General features: G+C 71.9%; 17 protein-coding genes. 10 read left to right on the forward strand and 7 right to left on the reverse strand.

Translation table 11 applies throughout. The features are described 5' to 3' along the window. Positions 1–80: 80 nt before the first annotated feature. Entirely contained in the window at positions 81–1,058 is a 978-nt protein-coding gene (locus Actkin_RS14360) for an ABC transporter substrate-binding protein (RefSeq protein ID WP_258907572.1), read from the reverse strand. 363 nt (positions 1,059–1,421) lie between these two features. Here Actkin_RS14360 and Actkin_RS14365 point away from each other — a divergent pair, with 363 nt between their 5' ends. The 4 genes from Actkin_RS14365 (at position 1,422) to araA (ending at position 6,445) form a co-directional block, all read left to right on the forward strand. Continuing rightward, positions 1,422–2,408 carry a LacI family DNA-binding transcriptional regulator gene (locus tag Actkin_RS14365; RefSeq protein ID WP_396122991.1) on the forward strand — a complete coding sequence of 329 codons (987 nt, stop codon included), beginning with the start codon at positions 1,422–1,424 and terminating at the stop codon, positions 2,406–2,408. A 157-nt stretch (positions 2,409–2,565) separates the two neighbouring features. Continuing rightward, positions 2,566–4,248, forward strand: coding sequence for a ribulokinase (gene araB, locus Actkin_RS14370; RefSeq protein WP_258907574.1), 1,683 nt, complete (start codon positions 2,566–2,568; stop codon positions 4,246–4,248). Beyond that, on the forward strand, positions 4,249–4,923 hold the full coding sequence (locus Actkin_RS14375) for an L-ribulose-5-phosphate 4-epimerase (protein ID WP_189213935.1): 675 nt from the start codon (positions 4,249–4,251) through the stop codon (positions 4,921–4,923). A gap of 25 nt (positions 4,924–4,948) precedes the next feature. Then, positions 4,949–6,445: an L-arabinose isomerase gene (gene araA / locus Actkin_RS14380; protein WP_258907576.1), complete on the forward strand. Its 1,497-nt coding sequence runs from the start codon at positions 4,949–4,951 to the stop codon at positions 6,443–6,445. On the opposite strand, the gene Actkin_RS32740 is transcribed toward araA, so the two are convergent. The 3 genes from Actkin_RS32740 to Actkin_RS14395 form a co-directional block, all read right to left on the reverse strand. Beyond that, the gene (locus Actkin_RS32740) at positions 6,387–6,767 is read right to left on the reverse strand and encodes an RbsD/FucU domain-containing protein (protein WP_396122970.1); all 381 of its coding nucleotides are present in this window, start codon (positions 6,765–6,767) and stop codon (positions 6,387–6,389) included. The two genes, araA and Actkin_RS32740, sit on opposite strands and share 59 nt — an antisense overlap. 177 nt (positions 6,768–6,944) lie before the next feature. Continuing rightward, positions 6,945–9,173, reverse strand: a complete 2,229-nt coding sequence (locus Actkin_RS14385; protein WP_309569134.1) for a rhamnogalacturonan lyase family protein — start codon at positions 9,171–9,173, stop codon at positions 6,945–6,947. A 48-nt stretch (positions 9,174–9,221) separates the two neighbouring features. Then, a complete protein-coding gene (locus Actkin_RS14395; protein ID WP_258907578.1) occupies positions 9,222–10,670 on the reverse strand; it encodes a family 43 glycosylhydrolase in 1,449 nt (482 codons plus the stop codon). 353 nt (positions 10,671–11,023) lie between these two features. Between Actkin_RS14395 and Actkin_RS14400 the strand changes: the two genes are divergently transcribed. Both Actkin_RS14400 and Actkin_RS14405 read left to right on the forward strand, forming a co-directional pair. Beyond that, positions 11,024–12,391, forward strand: a complete 1,368-nt coding sequence (locus Actkin_RS14400; RefSeq protein ID WP_258907579.1) for a glycoside hydrolase family 43 protein — start codon at positions 11,024–11,026, stop codon at positions 12,389–12,391. A 30-nt stretch (positions 12,392–12,421) separates the two neighbouring features. Next, the gene (locus Actkin_RS14405; RefSeq protein ID WP_258907580.1) at positions 12,422–13,873 is read left to right on the forward strand and encodes a family 43 glycosylhydrolase; all 1,452 of its coding nucleotides are present in this window, start codon (positions 12,422–12,424) and stop codon (positions 13,871–13,873) included. Between the two features lie 543 nt (positions 13,874–14,416). Here the strand turns inward: Actkin_RS14405 and Actkin_RS14410 are convergent. Further along, positions 14,417–15,319, reverse strand: a complete 903-nt coding sequence (locus Actkin_RS14410; RefSeq protein ID WP_258907581.1) for a 3-hydroxyacyl-CoA dehydrogenase family protein — start codon at positions 15,317–15,319, stop codon at positions 14,417–14,419. Positions 15,320–15,555: 236 nt separating this feature from the next. On the opposite strand from Actkin_RS14410, the gene Actkin_RS14415 reads away from it, so the two are divergent. Further along, entirely contained in the window at positions 15,556–17,202 is a 1,647-nt protein-coding gene (locus Actkin_RS14415) for a tannase/feruloyl esterase family alpha/beta hydrolase (RefSeq protein WP_258907583.1), read from the forward strand. 45 nt (positions 17,203–17,247) lie between these two features. On the opposite strand, the gene Actkin_RS14420 is transcribed toward Actkin_RS14415, so the two are convergent. Together Actkin_RS14420 and Actkin_RS14425 are read right to left on the reverse strand one after the other, a co-directional pair. Further along, positions 17,248–19,032 (reverse strand): helix-turn-helix domain-containing protein, encoded by a 1,785-nt coding sequence (locus Actkin_RS14420; protein ID WP_258907585.1) that lies wholly within the window; start codon positions 19,030–19,032, stop codon positions 17,248–17,250. 12 nt (positions 19,033–19,044) lie between these two features. After that, on the reverse strand, positions 19,045–19,815 hold the full coding sequence (locus Actkin_RS14425) for a CoA transferase subunit A (RefSeq protein ID WP_258907587.1): 771 nt from the start codon (positions 19,813–19,815) through the stop codon (positions 19,045–19,047). 346 nt (positions 19,816–20,161) lie between these two features. Between Actkin_RS14425 and Actkin_RS14430 the strand changes: the two genes are divergently transcribed. From Actkin_RS14430 to Actkin_RS14440, 3 genes are all read left to right on the forward strand, one after another. Continuing rightward, the gene (locus Actkin_RS14430) at positions 20,162–21,487 is read left to right on the forward strand and encodes an MFS transporter (protein WP_258907589.1); all 1,326 of its coding nucleotides are present in this window, start codon (positions 20,162–20,164) and stop codon (positions 21,485–21,487) included. Beyond that, entirely contained in the window at positions 21,484–22,137 is a 654-nt protein-coding gene (locus Actkin_RS14435) for a 3-oxoacid CoA-transferase subunit B (RefSeq protein WP_189213945.1), read from the forward strand. Before Actkin_RS14430 ends, Actkin_RS14435 begins: the two co-directional genes overlap by 4 nt. Before the next feature lie 65 nt (positions 22,138–22,202). Then, positions 22,203–22,430 (forward strand): hypothetical protein, encoded by a 228-nt coding sequence (locus Actkin_RS14440; RefSeq protein WP_258907591.1) that lies wholly within the window; start codon positions 22,203–22,205, stop codon positions 22,428–22,430. The last annotated feature ends 94 nt before the right edge of the window (positions 22,431–22,524 follow it).

A 22,524-nucleotide genomic window follows, 5' to 3' on the forward strand; every position in this document is an offset into this window, starting at 1 on the left:
CCCCCGCCACCGCCTCACGCGGACCAGGGCGTCCGTGGTGGCGGGGGCCGCGGCTGGGGGATGGGCGGACAGGCCAGGTCTCAGTACTGCCGCTCGGGAAGGACGGCCTTGGCCTGCTCCGGGGTGAAGGTGGTTTCCTCGGTCACCACCCGGGCGGGGACCTCCTCGCCCGCGACGACCTTGGCGGCGAGGTCCATCAGCTGCTCGCCCAGCAGCGGGTTGCACTCGACGATGAAGTTGATCTCGCCGTTGGCCAGGGCGGTCATGCCGTCCTTGACCGCGTCCACGGTCACGATCTTGATGTCCGTGCCCGGCTTCTTGCCCGCGGCCTTGATCGCCTCGATGGCGCCGAGCCCCATGTCGTCGTTGTGGGCGTAGACGACGTCGATGTCCGGGGTGGACTTGAGGAACGCCTCCATGACCTGCTTGCCGCCGGACCGGGTGAAGTCCCCGCTCTGCGTGGCGACGATCTTGATGTCCGGCCGCGCCGCGATGACCTCCTCGAAGCCGGTCTTGCGGTCGATGGCGGGCGCCGCCCCGGTCGTGCCCTGCAACTCGACGACGTTGACCGCGCCCTGGGTGTTGTCGACGACCCACTGGCCCGCCTTGCGGCCCTCCTCCACGAAGTCGGAGCCGAGGAACGTCTTGTAGAGCGAGGTGTCCTCGGAGTCGATCGCGCGGTCGGTCAGGATCACCGGGATGTCGGCGCGCTTGGCCTCCAGCAGCACGGTGTCCCAGCCCGTCTCGACGACCGGGCTGAACGCGATGACGTCGACCTTCTGCTGGATGAAGGACCGGATCGCCTTGATCTGGTTCTCCTGCTTCTGCTGGGCGTCGGAGAACTTCAGCTCGACGCCCGCCGCGGCGGCGGCCTCCTGGATCGACTTGGTGTTCGCCGTCCGCCAGCCGCTCTCGGCGCCCACCTGGGAGAAGCCCATGGTGATCCTGTCGTCGCCCTGGGCCGCCCCGCCCGGCGCCGCCGCGCCGTCGCCGCCGCCGCACGCGGCGAGCGTGGACAGCAGGACCGCGCCGACCGCCGCCGTGATTGTTCTCAACACGATGCTTCTTCCTCCGTGGTCGACCGTGGCGCCCGCTGTCGGCGAAGCGCGTGACCCTGGTCACGGGAGCTAGAGTGAACGTTCACAATCCTGCCGTCAACCCCTGCGGAACCACGAATTCGCATCGTTGACACCCCGTGAGCGGCCCCGTCGGCTGCGTGCCAGCTTTCCTTGCAAGGTACGGCCACCAGGCACTCCTGGTAGTCTGACCACTGTGATCGGCGCGGCGGGACGGTCGCCGGGTCGGTCGACGGATCGGTTCAGATCCCTGTTATCGCTAACAAGTATCGAACCGGTAACGACGGAATCGAGGCTGCTGTGGACAATGCGACGGCGAGTGGGCGCGTGGCCAGGGACCCGGCCATGGTCGACGTCGCGCGGCTGGCGGGCGTGTCGCACCAGACGGTGTCGCGGGTCCTCAACGGCCACCCCAACGTCCGCGAGCAGACGCGGCTCCGGGTGCGCGCCGCGATGGAGGAGCTGGGCTACCGGCCCAACGCGGCAGCCCGCGCGCTGGTCACGGGCCGCTCGCAGCTGATCGGGGTGGTCGCCCAGAACTCCACCCTCTACGGGCCGTCGTCGCTGCTGGCCGCGTTCGAGCTGGCCGCGTCCGCGGCGGGCTTCGCCGTCAGCGTCCGGCGGGTGCGGGAGCTGGACCGGTCCTCGATAGAGGCGGCCCTCGAACAGCACCGCAACCAGCGCGTCGCGGGCATCGTGGCGATAGCGCCCACGGCGTCGGCGAACGAGGCCCTGGCCACCGTCTCGGCCGGGGTCCCGCTGGTGACCATCGACGGCGACCCCGAGCGCGGCGCGCCGCTGGTGACCGTCGACCAGGAGGCGGGCGCCTACGCGGCCACCAGGCACCTGCTCGACGCGGGCCACGCCACGGTGTGGCACGTGTCCGGGCCCGCGGACTGGTTCGACGCCGACGGCCGCGTGCGCGGGTGGCGCCGCGCGCTCGACGAGGCGGGCGCGGAGGTCCCGCCGCTGGCGGCCGCGGACTGGAGCGCCGCCGCCGGGTACCGCGCCGGGCAGATGCTGGCGCGGATGCCCGAGGTCACCGCGGTCTTCGCCGCCAACGACCACCTCGCGCTGGGCATCCTGCGCGCGCTGAGCGAGCGCGGCCGGTCGGTGCCCGACGACGTCAGCGTGGTCGGCTTCGACGACGTGCCCGAGGCGGAGTTCTTCATCCCGCCGCTGACCACCATCCGGCCGGACTTCGACGCCGTGGCCGCCGAGACGCTCGGCCTGCTGCTGGCCCAGCTCTCCGGCACCCAGGCGGCCCCGGTGCAGCGCACCCTCGTCCCGGAGTTGGTCGAACGTCGCAGCGTGGCGCCGCCCCAGCGCTGATCACCGTCCGAACGAGGGCCGGGATACACATCTCGGCCCTCGTTTTGTGCACGCTCACTGCGGCTGACACCGCTTGTTGGAACCGGGTCTTGACGGCGATCGTGTTAACGATAACACTCGGCGCTGTCCCCCTCTTCCCCCTGACAAGGGCGGCTTCATGACCAACGATGACGACGCGCTGGTGGTGGGTGTCGACTTCGGCACCCTGTCCGGCCGCGCCGTGGTGGTCCGGGTGCGCGACGGGGCCGAGCTCGGCGCCGCGGTGCACGAGTACCGGCACGGCGTGGTGGACCGGGTCCTGCCCGCCACCGGCGCCGCGCTCCCCCCGGACTGGGCGCTGCAGGTGCCCCAGGACTACCGCGACGTGCTGCGCTCGGCCGTGCCCGCCGCGCTCGCCGACGCCGGGGCGGACCCGGCCAGGGTGATCGGCGTCGGCACCGACTTCACCGCCTGCACGATGGTCCCCACCACCGCCGACGGCACGCCGTTGTGCGAGCTGCCGGAGTTCGCGGGCAACCCGCACGCCTACGTCAAGCTGTGGCGGCATCACGCCGCCCAGCCGCAGGCCGACCGGATCAACGAGCTGGCCGCCCGGCGGCGGGAGAAGTGGCTGCCCCGCTACGGCGGGCTGATCTCCGCGGAGTGGGAGTTCGCCAAGGGCTTGGAACTGCTGGAGGAGGCGCCCGAGGTCTACGCGGCGATGGACCGCTGGGTCGAGGCCGCCGACTGGATCGTCTGGCAGCTCACCGGCCGCTATGTGCGCAACGCCTGCACCGCCGGGTACAAGGGCGTCTACCAGGACGGCCGGTACCCCAGCCGGGACTTCCTGGCCGCGCTCGACCCCGGCTTCGCCGACTTCGTCGCCGACAAGGTCGAGCAGCCCATCGGCGCGCTCGGCGCCGAGGCGGGGACGCTGACCGCGGCGGCCGCCGCGTGGACCGGGCTGCCCGAGGGGATCGCCGTCGCGGTCGGCAACGTCGACGCGCACGTCACCGCGCCCGCCGCGCGCGCCGTCGAGCCCGGCCAGATGGTGGCGATCATGGGCACGTCGACCTGCCACGTGATGAGCGGCGACGTGCTGCGCGAGGTGCCGGGGATGTGCGGGGTGGTCGACGGCGGCATCGTCCCCGGGCTCTGGGGTTACGAGGCCGGGCAGAGCGGCGTCGGCGACATCTTCGCCTGGTACATGGAGAACCAGGTCCCGCCGCGCTACCACGAGCAGGCCAGCGAGCGCGGGATCAGCGTGCACGACCTGCTGTCCGAGCTGGCCGCCGCGCAGGAGATCGGCGAGCACGGGCTGGTCGCCCTCGACTGGCACAGCGGCAACCGCTCGGTGCTGGTCGACCACGAGCTGTCGGGGATCGTGGTGGGCATGACGCTGGGCACCCGCGCCGAGGACGTCTACCGCGCGCTGGTGGAGGCCACGGCGTTCGGCACCCGGGTCATCATCGACTCGTTCACCGACGCGGGCGTGCCGGTGCGCGAGCTGATCGTCGCGGGCGGCCTGCTGCGCAACCCGCTGCTCATGCAGATCTACGCCGACGTGGTGAACCTGCCGCTGTCGGTGATCGGGTCGGCCCAGGGCCCCGCGCTCGGCTCGGCGCTGCACGCCGCCGTCGCCGCGGGCGCGTACCCGGACATCCGGGCAGCCTCGGCGGCGATGGGCGCGAAGGAACCGTCGGTGTACCAGCCGGTCCGGGCGAACGTCGAGGCCTACGAGCGGCTGTTCGCCGAGTACGCCGAGCTCTACGACCACTTCGGGCGCGGCGGCAACGACGTCATGCACCGGCTGCGGGCGATCCGGCGCGCTGCCGTCGCCCGGCGCGAGGGGGAGGACTAGATGGCGCTGACCCAGGCGGTGGCCGACGCGGTGGCCGGACTGCGCCGCACGGTGGCGGACCTGCACCGGGAGCTGACCCGGTACGAGCTGGTGATCTGGACGGCTGGCAACGTCTCCGCGCGGGTCGCGGGCGCGGACCTCATGGTGATCAAGCCGTCCGGGGTGTCCTACGACGAGTTGGGGCCCGAGAAGATGGTCGTCACCGACCTGCATGGCAACCTCGTCGACGGGGAACTCGCGCCGTCGTCGGACACGGCCGCGCACGCCTACGTCTACCGGCACATGCCCGAGGTCGGCGGCGTGGTGCACACGCACTCGCCGTACGCCACGGCGTGGGCAGCGCGCGGCGAGCCGATCCCGTGCGTGCTGACCATGATCGCCGACGAGTTCGGCGGCGAGATCCCGGTCGGCCCGTTCGCCATGATCGGCGACGACTCCATCGGCCGGGGCATCGTGGAGACCCTGCGCGGCAGCCGGTCACCTGCGGTGCTGATGCGCAACCACGGCCCGTTCACCATCGGGCGGGACGCGCGCGCGGCGGTCAAGGCCGCGGTCATGGTCGAGGACGTCGCCCGCACCGTCCACTTCGCACACCAGCTGGGCAGGCCGGACGTGATCGACAGCGGCGCCGTCGACCGGCTCTACGAGCGCTACCAGAACGTCTACGGCCAGTAGCCCACCGACTTCCCAGGGGACTCCCATGTCAACACCGCCCAAGCCGCAGGTCTGGTTCCTGACCGGCAGCCAGCACCTCTACGGCCCGGAGACGCTCGAGCGGGTCGCGGGCCAGTCGCAGCGGATCGAGCGCGCGCTGACCGCGACCGGCGCGCTGGGCGCCGAACTGGTGTGGCAGCCGGTGCTGACCGACTCATCGGCGATCCGCCAGACGCTGGAGGCGGCCAACACCGACCCCGCCTGCGTCGGCGTGATCGCCTGGATGCACACCTTCTCCCCGGCGAAGATGTGGATCAGCGGGCTGGACGCGCTGCGCAAGCCTCTGCTGCACCTGCACACCCAGCTCAACGAGGCGCTGCCGTGGTCCACGATCGACATGGACTTCATGAACCTCAACCAGGCGGCGCACGGCGACCGGGAGTTCGGCTACATCCAGACCCGCATCGGCGTGGCGCGCAAGACGGTCGCCGGGCACGTGTCCGACCCGCGCCTGGTGAGCCGCGTCGCCGAGTGGGTGCGCGCCGCGGTCGGCCACAACCACCTGCGCGGGCTGCGCCTGGCCCGCTTCGGCGACAACATGCGCGACGTCGCGGTGACCGAGGGCGACAAGGTCGAGGCCGAGCTGCGCTTCGGCGTCAGCGTGAACACCTACGGCGTCAACGACCTGGTGGCGGTGGTCGACGCGGTGGCGGACGCCGAGATCGACCAGCTGGTGGCCGAGTACGCCGACGCCTACCGGCTGGCCCCCGAACTGGCCGTGGGCGGGGAGCGGCACGAATCCCTGCGCTACGCCGCGCGCCTGGAGGCGGGTCTGCGCCGGTTCCTCGTCGACGGAGGGTTCGGCGCGTTCACCACCAACTTCCAGGACCTGGGCGGATTGCGGCAGCTGCCCGGCCTGGCGGTGCAGCGGCTGATGGCCGAGGGCTACGGCTTCGGCGGCGAGGGCGACTGGAAGACGAGCGCCCTGCTGGCCGCGGTCAAGGCAATGGGCCCGTCGGCGTCGTTCATGGAGGACTACACCTACCACTTCGGCCCCGGGACGCCGAAGACGCTCGGCGCGCACATGCTGGAGGTGTGCCCGTCGATCGCCGCCGACCGGCCGTCGTGCGAGATCCACCCGCTGGGCATCGGCGACCGCGACGACCCGGTGCGCCTGGTCTTCGACGCCGAGCCCGGCCCGGCCGCGGTGATCGGCCTGGCCGACCTCGGCGACCGGTTCCGGCTGGTGGCCAACGAGATCGACGTCGTGCCGCCGGACGAGCCCCTGCCGAACCTCCCGGTCGCGCGCGCGGTGTGGACGCCGCGGCCGTCGCTTCCGATCTCGGCGGAGTGCTGGCTGACCGCGGGCGGCCCGCACCACACCGTCCTCACCCGGTCGGCGGGCGTGGGCGTGCTGCGCGACTTCGCCAGGATGGTCGACACCGAGCTGGTCGTCATCGGCGAGGCCACCACGACCGACGACTTCACCGACCGGCTCCGCTGGAACCAGGCCTACCACCGGCTCGCCCAGGGCCTGCGCTGACGGTCGTGGCTGGGGCCGCGCCGACTGCCAGCAGGATGTTCGCGAAGAAGCGCGCGTCACCCGACGCCACGCCCAGGGCCAGCTCGGTGGTCTTGCACGCGGCGTAAAAGTCGGCGAGGGCAAGGGGTTGCAGCGGGAAATCGGAACCGAGCAGGTCCGCATACCCCTCCCACACCTGCGGCCGAGGGCTGCCACCGTCGGGCCGCTTGACGGGGGCCGCCTCGACCGGGACGGTCGTCAGCAGCGACACCAGGATGTCGTCGACCGCGATCAGGCCGGGTCGCCTTCCGTGGCGCTGGTTCGGCGTTCCCCGGCGGCACACTGCGCCAACGGCGGCCGGGTGCTCGGCGTGAACGGCGCCGCCGCAGCCGGTGCGCAGATCGTCTTCCGGGAACCACCACGGGAGCGACTACCTGCGTGCTTCGTGCAGACGCACGCCGTGGCCCGCCTGGGGGGGGGGGGGGCGGGCCACGGCGGTGGTCATTTCTGGGGGATCAGCTCAGCGGAGGGCGAAGCTGGGGTGGGGTGGCTGGTTGTAGGCGGTGTTCTGCCAGGCGATCGCCACCCGGTACTGGGTGTCGTGGACCAGCGTGGTGAAGCGCCGGTCGGTGGGGTGGGGGGTCGAGTAGATGCGCAGCGCGCGGTTGTCGAGGGTGGGCCAGATGACCTCCTCGCGCCAGTCGCCGAGGATGTCGCCGGACAGGGACGGGGTGGCCTTGGAGCCGTTGTTGGAGTGCACGCCCGACGCGGTGAGCAGGCGGGTGTCGCCGCCGGTGCCGTACTTGTCGATGCGGGTCTGGTCCAGCAGCTCGCGGGTCGGGTCGCCGTCCCACCACACCAGGAAGTTGATCGAGGAGGGCTTGCGGCCGACGGCCTGGCCGCGGGTGTTGCGCAGGCTGCCGTCCATCGCCGACCAGGACTCCGCGCCGGGGCTGCCCGCGTAGATGTCGGCGGACACGCCTCGGCCGTTGTCGCCGCCGGACGCGGTGGTCCACAGGCGCTGGCCGGCGCGGGCGTCGGCGAACCAGGAGCCGGGCTGGTTGCTGCTCTCGGAGACCTTGAAGTACTCCAGGCCCGGCCGCGACGGGTCCAGGTCGCCGAGGTGGCCAGCGTCGCCGTGGCCGAGGCCGGTGGTCCACAGGCCCCGGCCGTTGTCGTCGATGGCGGCGGCGCCGTAGACGATCTCGTCGCGGCCGTCCTGGTCGACGTCGCCCACGGTCAGGGAGTGGTTGCCCTGCCCGGCATAGCCGCTGGCGGTGTTGCTGTCGAAGGTCCAGCGCTTGACGAGCCGCCCGTCGCGGAAGTCCCAGGCCGCGATGACCGCGCGCGTGTAGTAGCCGCGGGCCATGATCAGCGACGGGCGGACGCCGTCGAGGTAGGCGGTGCCCGCCAGGAACCGGTCGACGCGGTTGCCGTAGCTGTCGCCCCAGGAGGCGACGTTGCCGCGCGGCGGGTCGTAGTCCACCGTCGACATGGCCGCGCCGGTCAGCCCGTTGAACATCGTCAGGAACTCCGGGCCGGACAGGATGTAGCCGCTGGAGTTGCGGTAGTCGGCGTTGGCGTTGCCGATCACGACACCGCGGCCGTCGCGGGTGCCGTCCGCGGTCTTCATCGCGACCTCGGCGCGCCCGTCACCGTCGTAGTCGTACACCTGGAACTGCGTGTAGTGCGCGCCCGCCCGGATGTTGCGGCCGAGGTCGATGCGCCACAGCCGGGTGCCGTTCAGCCGGTAGGCGTCGATGTAGACGTTGCCCGTCACGCCGGACTGCGAGTTGTCCTTGGCGTTGTTCGGGTCCCACTTGAGGACGATCTCGTACTGCCCGTCGCCGTCGAAGTCGCCGACGCTGGCGTCGTTGGCGCTGTAGATGCTGCCCGGCGGCTGGATCGGCACGTCGAGGTGCCCGCCGCCGGTGAACCGCAGCGACGGCTCCGACGGCGCCTGCTCCACGCCGCCGACCACCGCGCGCACCGTGTAGGAGGCGTCACCGGCCGCGCCGTTGTCGAGGTAGTTGGTCGAGGAGGTGATCGGGCTGCCGTTGAGCCTCGTCGCGCCGCGGTAGACGTTGAACGCGACGCCCTGCGGGTCACCGGCCAGCAGCCGCCAGCTCACCAGGTTGCCGTTGCCCGACCGCACACTGGTCAGACCCCGGTTCAGGCTCTCGAGCTGGCGGCCGTCCGGACCGGGGCCGGGGTCGGGGTCGGGGTTCGCGTCCACCCGCACCAGCCGCCACTGCTGGTTGGCGCCGTCCTGGTCGGTGTACTGGGACACCCGCGCGCCGTCGGCGGTCGACCGCTCCCACACGTCCAGCGCCTTGCCGCTGTTGCGGTTCACCAGCCGCACGTGCCCGTCCGCGGAATCGCGGAGCTGGAACTGCTGGTTGGTCCCGTTGTGGTCGGTCCACTGCACCACGTTGGCGCCGTTCTCGGTGGACCGGCCCTCGACGTCGAGGACCTTGCCGCTGTGCCGGGACTTGAGCCGGTAGTAGCCGCCGCCGGAGTCGACGAACTGCCACTGCTGCCACGCGCCGTCGTTGCGCGCCCACTGCACGATCGGCGCGCCGTCGTCGGTGGCGAGGTTGTAGACGTCGAGGGCTTTGCCGCTGTGCCGGTTCACCAGCACGTAGTAGGCGTTGGTGTCGACCACGGCCGCGGACGCGGACTGCGTCACCACGACCGTGCCGCCTACCACCATCGCGGTGGCCGCCAGGGCCACCCCGAGCTTTCTCATCGAGTCCTCCACTTCGTCATGCCCGTGGGAGCGTCTTGGGGGGCAGGCTCACTCCAGGACGAACGTCGCGTCCGCCCGGCCGAGCGCGTCCGGCGCGGTCGCGAGGACCAGCTGGAAGCCGACGTGCCGGAGGTAGTGGCCTGGGAAGTTCACCGACTCGAACGACACTGCCGCGCTGGACGCCAGGCCGGGGCGGCGGTGGAACGACGCGTCGGCGCGGAAGGTAGCGCTGCCGTCGTTGCGCTCCACCCACGCCTCGTGGTCGCGGTGGCGGAGGTAGTAGCCGGGGAAGTTGGTCGACTCCAGCGCCACCGTGTCCGATCCCGTCAGGCCGGGAACGACGCGGAACTGGGAGTCGGCCAGCGGGGTGACGCCCGCGTCGATGCGGGCCCGGTACTCCCAGTGGCGCACGAACCGGTCGGGGAAGTTGTGGGACCTCAGGCGCACGGGCGTCACGCCGTCGGCGACCGGGATGCCGAAGTCCGGGGTGCCGTCGGGCTTCCAGTAGAACTTCTGCACGCGGGTGCGGCGGTTGGGGTCGCGCAGCGGGTCGCCCGCGATGTCGCGGTAGTCGCGGTCGTGGTAGACGAGGATGTCGCTCTGGCCGTCCTCGGACGTGGTGAACGAGTTGTGCCCGGGCCCGTACTGGCCGGTGGCCGCGTTGGACTGGAACACCGGGTTCGGGCTCTTGGTCCACGAGGCCGGGTTGAGCAGGTCGGCGGACGCGGACGCGGTGAGCATCCCGAGGCAGTAGTTCGCGTCCGTGGCGCTGGCGGAGTAGGTCATGAACACCCGCCCGTTGCGCTGCACCACCGCGGGCCCCTCGGCCACGCGCACGCCGCCACGGGTCTCCCAGGCCAGGGTGGGGACGGTCAGCCGGGCGACCGGCCCGGTGATCTGCCAGGGGTTCGCGCCCATCCGGGCGAGGTAGAGGTTGGAGTTGGTGGAGATCCCCGGCTCGGCCTGCGCCCAGGTCAGGTAGCGCACGCCGTTCACGGTGAAGGTGGACATGTCCAGGGAGAAGGTGTCCCACGGGACGTTGACGCGGCCGCGCTCGACCCAGGAGCCGGTCATCGGGTCGGCGCTGGAGTTCTCCAGCACGTACGGGCGAATGCGCCACACGTCGTCGGTGCGGCCCGCGGCGAAGTAGACGTACCACCGGCCGTTGATGAAGTGGATCTCCGGCGCCCAGATGTGCGCGCCCATCTCGCCGCTGGCGTGCCGCCGCCAGATCACCGACTCCGGCGCGGTGGCCAGGCCCTGGATGGTGGTCGCCCGGCGCAGCACGATCCTGTCGTACTCCGGCACGGTGGCGGTGAAGTAGTAGTAGCCGTCGGAGTGCTTGACGATGTGCGGGTCGGCCCGCTGGGCGGCGATCGGGTTCGTGTACCGGACCGCCGGGGCCGCCGAGGCCGGGGCCGCCATCACCGTGGTCAGGCAGGCCAGCAGGGCGCCCACCACCAGCACGACACGATGGCGCGGAACGCGGATGTTCATCGAGCAGCTCCTCTCTCACCACCCAGTGCGCGCCGGTTCCGCGTTATCGCTAACAGAGCGGAGTCCGGCTTCCGGGCCGCAGGCGCGCGGGGGAGTGTCTATGGGTAACGCGAAACTTATCGCCGTGTCAATAGACCGATTGTGCTGGGGATTTGCACGCTGCAATCGCTCCCAGTCGAGCCGATCATGGGACGTGCTCGCTGGGTGGGGAATCATCGCGGCGACGGCTGAGTCTTGCCGTGCATCCGTGGCTGCTGTTAACGTTCACAGCGCTGTTCGGCCGCGTGTTCCCCGGCTTACCGGCCTGTCGCGGGTCCCGCTGGCCGCCATCCCGGACGAGGAGTTGTCCGACCATGCCGCAACGACGCGCATTCCTGGTGGGCGGGCTGTCCGCCGTCGCCCTGGCGGGCGCGGGCCGCCTGGTCGCGCACGCCGCGCCCGGCGATTCCGCTTACGTGATGGGCTACTTCACCGAGTCGCCGGACCGGCTGGCCGACCGGTACGCCCTGCACCTGGCGGTCAGCTCGGACGGGCTGATCTGGGTCCCGCTCAACCAGGGCAACCCCGTCGCCACGCCGACCGGGGGCACGCGCGGCCTGCGCGACCCGTTCATCATGCGCAAGCGCGGTGGTGGGTTCGTCGTCCTGGCCACCGACCTGACCGGGACCGATTTCACCCGGCAGAACCAGCACATCCACGTGTGGGACTCGCCGGATCTGCGGTCGTTCACCGGCTACCGCAGGCTGCGGATGCACTCGATGCCGACGCACACCTGGGCGCCCGAGGCGTTCTGGGACGCCGGGCGCGGCCAGTACGGCATCATCTACTCGGCGAACAGCGGCGGACGCGACGGGATCTGGGTCAACTACACCACCGACTTCGTCACCGTCGGCCCACCGCAGCTGTTCTTCGACCCCGGCTTCGATGTCCTGGACGCAACTGTCCACCTGGGACAGGGCATGAACTTCCTGTACTACAAGAGCTTCGCGGACGGGCGTCTCTACGGCGCCCGCTCGCCCACGCTCACTCCGCGCAGCTTCACCACGTACACACGCGGTGTGGTCAGCGGCGGGATCGAGGCGCCGATCGTCGTGCAGGCCCACGACCGCGACGAGTGGTGGCTGTGGGGCGACTCCTTCGCCCCTGTCAACGGCGAGCTGTACGCCTGGCGCAGCGGCGACATCGCCACCGACTCGTGGGCACCGCTCTCCAAGGCGGAGTACACCCAGCCGCTCAACGCCAAGCACCCCACCATCTGCGGCATCACCGCGACGGAGCACGCCGACCTGCTCGCCCGCTGGGGCGCGCCGGGCTGGAACCGGATCAAGTCCCACAACCTCCCCGACCACCTGATCCGGCACGCCGACAACGTGGGCTGCATCGATCCGTACCCGTTCGACCCCTACCAGGACGCGATGTGGCGGCTTGTGCCCGGTCTCGCGTCGTCGGCCGGGCTGTCGTTCCGCTCGGTCAACTATCCCGACCGCTATCTGCGGCACGCCGGTTTCGTGGTGGGCCTGGCCCGGAACGACGGCTCGGCCCTCTTCGCCGCCGACGCCACGTTCCACCGCGTGCCCGGGCTCGCCGACAGCACGTGGACCTCGTTCCGGTCGCACAACTTCCCGGACCGGCACCTCCGGCACGCAGGCCACGTGCTGCGCGTGGACCCGATCGCCACCGCGGCCGACCGCGCCGACGCCACCTTCCGGATCGGTCACTGACCGGTCCCGTCCCGCAGAGTGGAGGACCCGATGAGAAAGCTCGGGGTGGTCTTGGCGGCCACCGCGACGGTGTTCGCAGGCACGACCGCGGCGCCGCGGCAGGCGTCCGCGGCCGTGGTCGACACCAACGCCTACTACGTGCTGGTGAACCGGCACAGCGGCAAGGCATTGGACGTCTACAACCTCGCCACCGAGGACGGCGCGCGTATCTCGCAGTACACGCGTAACGACGGGGCCTGGCAGCAGTGGCAGTTCGTCGACTCCGGCGGCGGCTACTACCGGCTCAAGTCCCGGCACAGCGGCAAGGTGCTCGACATCGAGGGCGCGTCGACGGCCGACCGGGCCGACGTGATCCAGTGGGCCGACCACAACGGGAGCAACCAGCAGTTCCGGCTGGCGGACTCCGGGGGCGGGTTCGTCCGGCTGGTCAACCGCAACAGCGGCAAGGCGGTCGACGTGCTGGACTTCTCCACCGCCGACGGCGCGCGGCTCATCCAGTGGCCCGACACCGGCGGGGCGAACCAGCAGTGGCGGCTGGTGAGACTCGGCGCGTTCACCAACCCGATCAAGCGCAACGGGCCCGACCCGTGGATGCAGTACCACGACGGGTACTACTACCTGGCCACCACGACGTGGAACTCCACGATCACGATGCGCAGGTCGCGGACGCTGGCGGGCCTGTCTACGGCCGCCGACCAGGTGGTCTTCAACCTGGCCGGCAGGCAGAACGGGTGCTGCAACATGTGGGCCCCGGAGTTCCACCTGCTCAACGGCCGCTGGTACCTGTACTACGTCGCGGGGCAGAACGTGCCGGACTTCAACCCGACGCAGCGCATCCACGTGCTGGAGAGCGCGGGCGCCGACCCGATGGGTCCGTACTCCTTCAAGGCCGACCTGGGCAGCACGTGGGAGCTGGACCCGAGCATCCTGCGGCACAACGGCAGGCTCTACCTGCTGGGCAGCGCCATGGACGGCACCCAGAGCATCACCATCACGCCGCTGTCCAACCCGTGGACGATCAGCGGGGCGCGCCGGACGATCAGCCAGCCCACGCTGGCCTGGGAGCGGCAGACGCACCCGGTCAACGAGGGCGCCGAACCGCTCTACCGCGACGGCCGCGTCATGATCGTCTACTCGGCCAGCGCGTGCTGGGGCCCGGACTACAAGCTGGGCCTGCTCACCCTGACCGGCGCCGACCCGCTCAACCGGGCGCACTGGACGAAGACGCCCACCCCGGTGTTCCAGCGCGACGACGCCAACGGCGTGTTCGCCCCGGGCCACAACGGCTTCTTCAAGTCCCCCGACGGCACCGAGGACTGGATCGTCTACCACGCCAACGACTCCGCCACCGGCGGCTGCGACATGAACCGCTCCACCCGGGCCCAGAAGTTCACCTGGAACGCCGACGGCACCCCGAACTTCGGCACCCCCGTCCGCCTCGGCACCCCCCTTCCCGCCCCCTCCGGCGAGCCCACCGCCTGACCGGAAGCCGCCTGCGGGCGCCGAACCATCGGCACCCGCAGGCGGTTCGGACGGCGGGCGGATGCCACCAGCGCGCGGCGCCTCGGGGCAAGCGGGACATCGGGACTCCCTGGGCGTGGTCGGTCGGGCCGCGCGTGACGATTTCGGCTCGGTCACCGGCAATGGGAGCGCTCCCAAAGCACGTTAACACGCCCCGCCTGCAGGCTCAAGATGCGGAGTTTCCTGGATTCGTGTCCCTTGCTGTGTGGTGAGCGGGGAGCCCGGGGCTGCCGGGCTCCCCGCTCACCGTGAATCAGGGCCAGCGACGGCTGGGCCTTCGGGTTGCGTTCGAAGACCGACCAGAACGAGGACGAGCAGTACGCGCAGTTCGGGCCGGAGTAGAGGCCGCGGGCCTGCTCGTCGTTCATCAGGTGGGGGCGCGAATGCCGGAGAGGCTGTCGACAGCCTGCCGAATCCGGCTGAGGTCCATTGAGCGGAAATGGAAAGGGGGCGTGTAAGCCGCTGATCGCAGGCTCACACGCCCCCGGGCATTCGGGACGGACGCTACAGATTCCGCCGGACGCCGTCGATGAGGCGGCGTGCCACCTCGTCGCCCCGGTCGAGCGGCCAGGGGAGCAGGCCCTGGCCGGAGGCCCGGCCGCGGTGGCCGTCGGCGAGGAGGTCGTTCAGGCAGGAGAACGGGCCCGAACTGGCGGACAGGCCGGGCGCGAGGTTGGTCAGGATGGAGCTGGTGAGGTCGAGGCCGATGTAGTCGGCGTTCTCCATGGGACCGACGGACGCCAGCCGCAGCCCGAAGCTCGACCGCACCACGGTGTCGATGGTGGCGGCGTCGCAGACGCCTTCCTGCAGCAGGTGCAGTGCCTCCCGGAGCAGGGCGAACTGGAGCCGGTTGCCGATGAAGCCGGGCACGTCGCGGTGGAGGCGGACGGTCGTCTTGCCGAGCGCGCCGAGCAGGTCCTCCACTTGCGACACCAGCTCCGGCGCCGTTCGCGCGCTGGGCGCGATCTCCACCAGCGGGATGACGTGCGGCGGGTTCCACCAGTGGACGCCGACGAGGCGTTCGGGGTGGCGCATCGCGGACCCGATGTCGGTGAGCGGGAGGACCGAGGTGTTCGACCACACCGGCACCCGCGGGGAGACGACCGCCTCCACCTCCGCGATCACCTCGTGCTTGACGGACAGCCGTTCCGGCACCGCCTCGACGACGACATCGGCAGCGCGCAGGGCGTCCGGCAGGTCGGGTGTGGGGACGATCCGGTCGCGCGCCCGGCTGCTCTCCTCCTCCGATGCGCCGCACAGGCGCAGGGCCTTCTCCACCCGGATGTCGAGGCTGCCCAGCGTCGCCGGGTCCCGATCGTGGACATGGACCCGGTGGCCGCCCTGGGCGAGCGCGACCGCGATCCCGTGTCCCATAAGCCCGGCACCGATGATGCCGAATCGCGCCATGACTGTCCTTCTGCTTGTGCTGACATGTCGGCTGTTCGCCGTGATCGACGCTATTGGCGACGGCGGCGCACGCTCAATGTCCGTTGCTCTACAAGCCCGCCGCGTTCTGTGGAGATCCGAACACCAGTGGAGCAGCACATGCCGGGTGCGGCGAGAGTGTTCCCATCTCCATTGTCGGCCGAGGAGGCGGTGCCGAGAATGCCGTATCCACCCGGGGGAATGTCGGAAGGGTTCGCATGAGAAGGTCTGTCGTTCTTGTCCCGCTTGCCGCGTTAGCGGCCTCCACGATCGCCTCCGCTCCCGCGTCCGGGACGGCGGAGCCGGTCGCCTGCGCCGATCTCGCCGGGCTGCCGATCCCCGCCTCGGTGATCGGGCTGCCGACCGGGGGAGGTGAGGTCACCGCGGCGCGTCTGGTCGCCCCGTCCGGGCAGGGGCCCGCCGCGGTCGGCGAGCACTGCCAGGTCGACGCCGCCGTCCACCCGGTGGACCCGGCCGCCCCCGACATCAGACTGCGCGTCGCGCTGCCGACCGGGTGGAACCGCAAGGCGATGATGTTCGGCGGCGGCGGATACGACGGCGTCCTCCCCGCGATCACGGGCACCGTCCCCTACGGCCCGGCCGACGCGCCCACCCCGCTCGGCCGCGGATACGCCACGTTCGCCAGCGATTCCGGGCACCAGGCCGCGCCGGACTTCCGACCGACCCCGCTCCTGGACGGCTCCTTCGGGGTCAACGACGAGGCGCTGCGCAACTTCGCGGGCGACGCGCTGAAGAAGACCCGCGACGCGGCCGTGTTCCTCATCCACGCGCGGTACGGCGAGAAGCCCGCGCACAGCTACTTCGCGGGCGGCTCCAGCGGCGGCCGCGAGGGCCTGGCCGTGGCGCAGCGCTGGCCGACCGACTTCGACGGGGTGATCGCGGTCTACCCGGCGTGGAACGCGGCCAGCCTCGACCTGTTCTTCGGCTACCAGGCCCGCCTGCTCGCGCAGCCCGGCGCCTTCCCGAACCCGGCGAAGCAGGCCCTGCTGCACCGCAGCGTCATCAAGGCGTGCGACGGCATCGACGGGATCGCCGACGGGGTCATCTCGCATGAGTCGGGCTGCCGGTTCACCCCCTGGTCGCTGCGCTGCCCCGGCGGCGGGGACCGGGGCGACACCTGCCTGTCCGACAGCCAGATCCGCGCCGTCACCGCGCTGTCGTCGCCCCTGCGGTGGCCGTATCGGCTCGCCAGCGGGGAGCGGGGCTACCCCGGGTTCCCGTTCCTGTCCGGGGCCGACATGACGACCCCGCTGCTGGGCATGGGCGCCGTGGCCCCGGCCGACCCGATGCCGAAGGACAGCGGCTTCGGCCCGCAGTTCTGGGACCAGTGGGTGCGCCACTTCGTCACCCGCGACGCCGGTTTCGACCCGCTCGCCATCGACCCGCGCGCGCCCGGGCCGTGGCAGCGGCGCATCAGCGAGCTGTCCGCCCTGCAGGACGTCAACGATCCCGACCTGCGGCGCTTCGCCGCGAACGGGGGCAAGCTGCTGCTCCTGCACGGCACCGCGGACGAGCTGGTCAGCCACCGGTCCACAGTGGAGTACTTCGAGCGCGTCCAGCGGACCATGGGCGGGCACGCCGTCGACCGGTTCGTCCGGTTCTACCTCGTGCCGGGCGCCAACCACGTCAACGTCGACACGCCGTTCGCCGCGGGCTGGGACTCGGTCGGCGCCCTGGAGACCTGGGTCGAACACGGTCAGGCGCCGGTCCACCCCGTGGTCGCCGACAAGAACCCGACCGCCGACCGCACCCGGCCGCTGTGCCGGTACCCGACCTGGCCGAGGTACGACGGCTCCGGCGACCCGGACTCGGCGGCGAGCTTCACCTGCGTGCGAGGGCGCTAGCGGGGCACGCCCGCGACGGACCCGTGTGTCCGTCGCGGGCGGGGGTCAGGTGGCCTGCAGCGAGTGCAGGCGCAGCGCGAGCTGGATCTCCAGGATCCGGTCGGGGGACTGCCAGTCCGGGCCGAGCAGCCGCCCGATCCGGTCCAGGCGCTGGCCGACGGTGTTGACGTGGATGTGGAGCAGGTCCTTCGTGCGGGGCAGGCTGCACCCGCTGGTGAAGTAGGCCTCCAGGGTGCGGATCAGCTCGGTCCCCCGGTCGCGGTCGTAGTCGAACACCGGCCCGAGCGTCTGCTGGATGAAGCCCGCGTGGTCGGCGCGGTCGGCCAGGACGAGGCCGATGAAGCCCAGCTCGGCCATCGACGCCCCGGTGCCGTCGCGGCCCAGCCGCAGCAGCGCGCGCAGGCACCGCTCCGCCTCCCGGTAGGCGGCGGCCAGACCCGTGGGCCCGCGCGCCGGGCCGCCCGCCGCGACCGTGACCGGGCAGCCCGCCTGGGCGCCGAGCGCGGCGGCGACCCGGGCGGCCAGCGCGCCGGGCGCCTCGGTCTGGGCCAGCAGCACTACCTGTTCGGCGTGGATGCCGCTCAACGCGGCGAACTGGGCGGCGGCCGCGGCCAGCCGTCGCCGCGACACCCCGTCGGCGTGGGCGATGAACACCGCGTGCCGGGTGGTCAGGTCCACGCCGAGGTGCCTGCCCCGGTCGACCAGGGTGCCGGGGTTGCGGTCGGGCGCGGTCAGCAGGTCGGTGAGCAGTTCGCCGCGGACCTCGTCCTCGGCCTTGGCCACCGACCGGCGCAACAGCTGCAGCAGGGCGGTGACCACGGCGGCGCGCTCGAACAGGTGCCGGTCGGCGTCGGTCAGCTCGGTGTCGGTCGTGAGCACGATGCTGCCCAACAACTCCGGCCCTGCCTGCACGGCGCACACCCAGCCGCGCTCGGTGCGGGTGGCCCGGCCGGAGTTGTAGGACGCCGCGACCGCGTCCGGGGCCGGGGCCGAGGTGGGCAGCCCCGCGTGCGCGAGCTCGCCGCCGCCGGTCGTGTAGACGCCGATCCCGCCGTGCAGCACGTCGGCGACCGCGGCGGCGACGGCGGCGATGTCCCCGCCGCGCAGCACCAGGTCCATGAGCCGGTCGTGGGCGGCCTCCGCGCGCTGGACGGCCTCGCTGTGCGCGCTGACCTCGGCGAGCAGCCGCGCGTTGTCCAGCGCGATGGCGGCGTGGTCGGCCAGGGAGGACAGCAGCGCGATCTCGTCGGGGGTGAACTCCCGGGCGGCGCGGTCAGCGGCGTAGAGCACGCCGATGACGGTGTCGCCCACCGCGAGCGGCACCGCCAGCAGCGCGGTCAGCCCCTCGCCGCGCACGGCGTCGTCCACCGGGTCGGAGTGCAGGAAGTGCTGGTCGGACAGGTAGTCCGGGGTGGTGTAGGGGCGGGCCGTCTGCGCGACCAGCCCGCCGAGACCCACCCCCATCTTCATCCTGACCTGCGGGAACAGCGGAGAGACCGACCCGTCGGTCACCCGCATGTAGGTGATGCCCGCGTCGGCGTCGTTGAGGGTCAGATAGGACAGGTCGACGCCGAGCAGGCGACGGGCGCGGTGCACGATGGACCGCAGCACCGCGTCCGGGTCGCGCAGTCGCGCCAGGTCGCCCGCGGTGTCGAACAGCGCCGACAGCTCGGCCTCGCGCCGCCGGTGCCCGCGCACGGTCGCGTTGATCCGCAGCGCGAGCTCGACGGCCGCGGCCGACCCGGGCTCCTCCACCGCCAGCCGCGCCAGTTCGTCGCTGCCCGCCCCGGCCGCGACCAGCTCGAGCAACCGGAAGGCGACACCGTCCACCCGCCCACCTCCTCACCGCGCCGCGGCGCGCACGGTGCGCCGCTCGATCCGTTTCTCCACATCAGGGCCGACGTGCACGACCCGCTGGACGAACACGCCGGGCAGGTGGACGTCGTCGGGGTCCAGCTCGCCCGGCTCGACGAGGTCCTCGACCTCGGCGACGGTGATCCGGCCCGCCATAGCGCACAGCGGGTTGAAGTTGCGGGCGGACCGGGCGAACACCAGGTTCCCGTGCCGGTCGCCGCGTGCGGCGTGCACCAGGGCGTAATCGCAGGTGATGGCGTGTTCGAGGACGAACCGCCCGCGCCGCCCGTCGAGGATGAGGTCGCGGACCTCCTTGGGCGGCGAGGCGACGGCGACGCCGCCGTCCTCGGCGTAGCGCAGCGGGATGCCGCCGTCGGCGACCTGCGAGCCCACCCCGGTGGCCGTGTAGAAAGCGGGGATGCCCGTGCCGCCCGCGCGCAGCTTCTCGGCGAGGGTGCCCTGCGGGACGAGCTCGACCTCCAGCTCGCCTGCGAGGAACTGCCGCGCGAACTCCTTGTTCTCGCCGACGTAGGAGCTGGTCATGCTGGCGATGCGGCGGTCGGCGAGCAGGATGCCCAGGCCGAAGTCGGCCACCCCGCAGTTGTTCGACACCACCCGCAGCCCGCCGACGCCGCGGGCGTGCAGCGCCTTGATCAACTCCGTCGGCACGCCGCAGAGCCCGAACCCGCCCACGGCCAGGCTCGCGCCGTGGGGGATGTCGGCCACGGCCGCCGCGGGCGTGGAGACCACCTTGTCCATGCTGCCCTCTCTCCATAGGTCACGTGGACGTCAACACTGCTGACCCGGCAGGCGCCCCGACAATGTCTCCTCACACACGCTCGGACCGGCCATTATGTGTCACCGCACATTGGTTTGCGAGGGGGCCGCGCCTACCGTTCCCCGGCATGCGCACCGCCCACCCCGGTCCGTTCCGCTCCGCCCGCGCCGGGCGGGGCCCGGGCCGGAGGGCCGCCCGCCCGGCGCGCCGAGCACGGCGTCACCGGGTGATCCCGGCGCCGACCCCCGGGTCGCTCCCGACCCAGCACGGGCCGTCGCCGGGGGTGCCTGTCTCCCGGCGACCCGCCCGCACCACTAGGAGCACGTGATGAGCACTGCCGCCGCATCTCCACCGCAACCAGGGACGCGCATCGGCCGCGTGCTGGCCGCCAGCCTCGTCGGCACCGCCGTGGAGTGGTACGACTTCTTCCTCTACGGCTCGGCCGCGGCACTCGTCTTCAACAAGCTGTTCTTCCCGCTGAGCGATCCGCTGGTCGGCACCATGCTGGCGTTCCTGACCTACGCGCTCGGCTTCGTCGCCCGTCCCCTGGGCGGGCTGGTGTTCGGCCACTTCGGCGACCGGGTCGGCCGCAAGAAGCTGCTGATGGTCAGCCTCGTCATGATGGGCGTCGCCACCGCGGCGATCGGCCTGCTGCCCACCTACGCCAGCATCGGGGTGTGGGCGGCCATCCTGCTCACCACGCTGCGCCTGGTGCAGGGATTCGCCATCGGCGGCGAGTGGGGCGGGGCGGTCCTGCTGGTCAGCGAGCACGGCTCGGCCCGGCACCGGGGGTTCTGGGCCAGCTGGCCGCAGGCCGGTGTGCCGGTGGGCAACCTGCTGGCCACCGCCGTGCTCGCGATCCTGGCCGCGACCATGGACGACGCGACGTTCGAGAGCTGGGGCTGGCGGGTGCCGTTCCTGCTGTCGGCGGTGCTGATCATCCTCGGCTACTGGATCCGCTCGTCCATCGAGGACGCGCCGGTCTTCACCGAGGCCCGAGCCAAGGCCGAGGCCGAGGGCGGGCCGCGGCGGGCGCCCGCGATCGAGGCGCTGCGCCGCTACCCCAAGCAGATCGGGATCTGCATCTCGGCGCGGCTGGTGGAGAACATCTCCTACTACGTGATCACCGCGTTCGTGCTCACCTACGTCACCACCTACCTCGATCTCGGCCGCGGCCTGGTGCTCAACGCGCTGCTGATCGCCAACGTCGTCCACCTGGTCGCCATCCCCGCCTTCGGGGCGCTGTCGGACCGCCTCGGCCGCAAACCGGTCTATCTGTTGGGGACCGTGGGCATGGGCCTGTGGGCGATGGTGTTCTTCCCGCTGCTGGACACCCGCGACGGCTGGCTGATCACCCTCGCCATCACGGGCGGGCTGATCGCGCACGCGGCGATGTACGGACCGCAGGCGGCGTTCTTCGCCGAGCAGTTCGACACCACGGTCCGCTACTCCGGCACCTCCATCGGCTACCAGGTCACCTCGATCATCGCCGGGTCCCTCGCCCCGCTGATCGCCACCGCCCTGCTCACCCGGTTCGGCAGCCCGACCCCCGTTGCCCTCTACGTCGTCATCGCCGCCGTCATCTCCACCGCGGGCGTGCTCATGGCGACCGAGACCCGCTCCCGCGACCTGGCGGAGGTGCCAGCCCGATGAGCCTCACCCGGACCCAGATGGCCGCCCGCGCCGCCCGCGAACTGCCCGACGACGCCTACGTCAACCTCGGCATCGGACTGCCCACCCTCATCGCCGACCACATCCCCGACGGCAAGCACGTAGTCCTGCAGTCCGAGAACGGCATCCTCGGCGTCGGGCCGTACCCCGTCGACGGCGCGGAGGACCCCGACCTGATCAACGCGGGCAAGGAGACCGTCACCGTCCAGGCGGGCTCGTCCTTCTTCGACTCGGCGCTGTCCTTCGGGATGATCAGGGGCGGGCACATCGACGTCGCCGTCCTCGGCGCCATGCAGGTCTCCGCCGTCGGCGACCTGGCGAGCTGGATGATCCCCGGCGCGGTGGTCAAGGGCATGGGCGGCGCGATGGACCTCGTGCACGGCGCGAAGAAGGTCATCGTCCTGATGGAGCACACGGCCAAGAACGGCGCGCCGAAGCTGGTGGACGCCTGCTCGCTGCCGACCACCGGCCTCCGGGTCGTGCACCGGGTGATCACCGACCTCGCGGTCATCGACATCACCCCGGGCGGGCCGGTGCTGCGCGAGCTCGCGCCGGGGGTGAGCGTCGCCGACGTTCGGGCCGCCACCCAGCCGGAGCTGCGGGTGGACGGGCAGCTCACCCCGATGCGGTAGCCGCGGGGGATCGGCGGCCGTCCCGCCGGTCCCCACCCCATCCGACACACGAAAGGGCATGACCGGTGACAGGCGCGGAATTCTCATGGGATCGGGAGAACCGGACCGCCGCGGGGTACGCCGCCCGCCACCTCGGCGGGCAGCTCGCCGACCCCGCCGACTTCGGCGCGGTGTGGGCCAACATGACCCGCGGCTTCCACGTCGGCGAGCTGCGCGACCTGCCGCCGCTGGAGGCCGCGTTCGCCGACTGGCTCCACGAGCTCCGACTCCACCAGGACGAGTCCCGGACTTGACGCAAGCGCGTCAGTCGCGTGGTTCCGATGGCTGACGCGGGCCACGATCGCACGCCTCCGCGCCCTGGTCCGCCGATACGGTCGATTCCGACGA

Source organism: Actinokineospora sp. UTMC 2448, from assembly GCF_024760565.1.
Taxonomy (GTDB): domain Bacteria; phylum Actinomycetota; class Actinomycetes; order Mycobacteriales; family Pseudonocardiaceae; genus Actinokineospora; species Actinokineospora fastidiosa.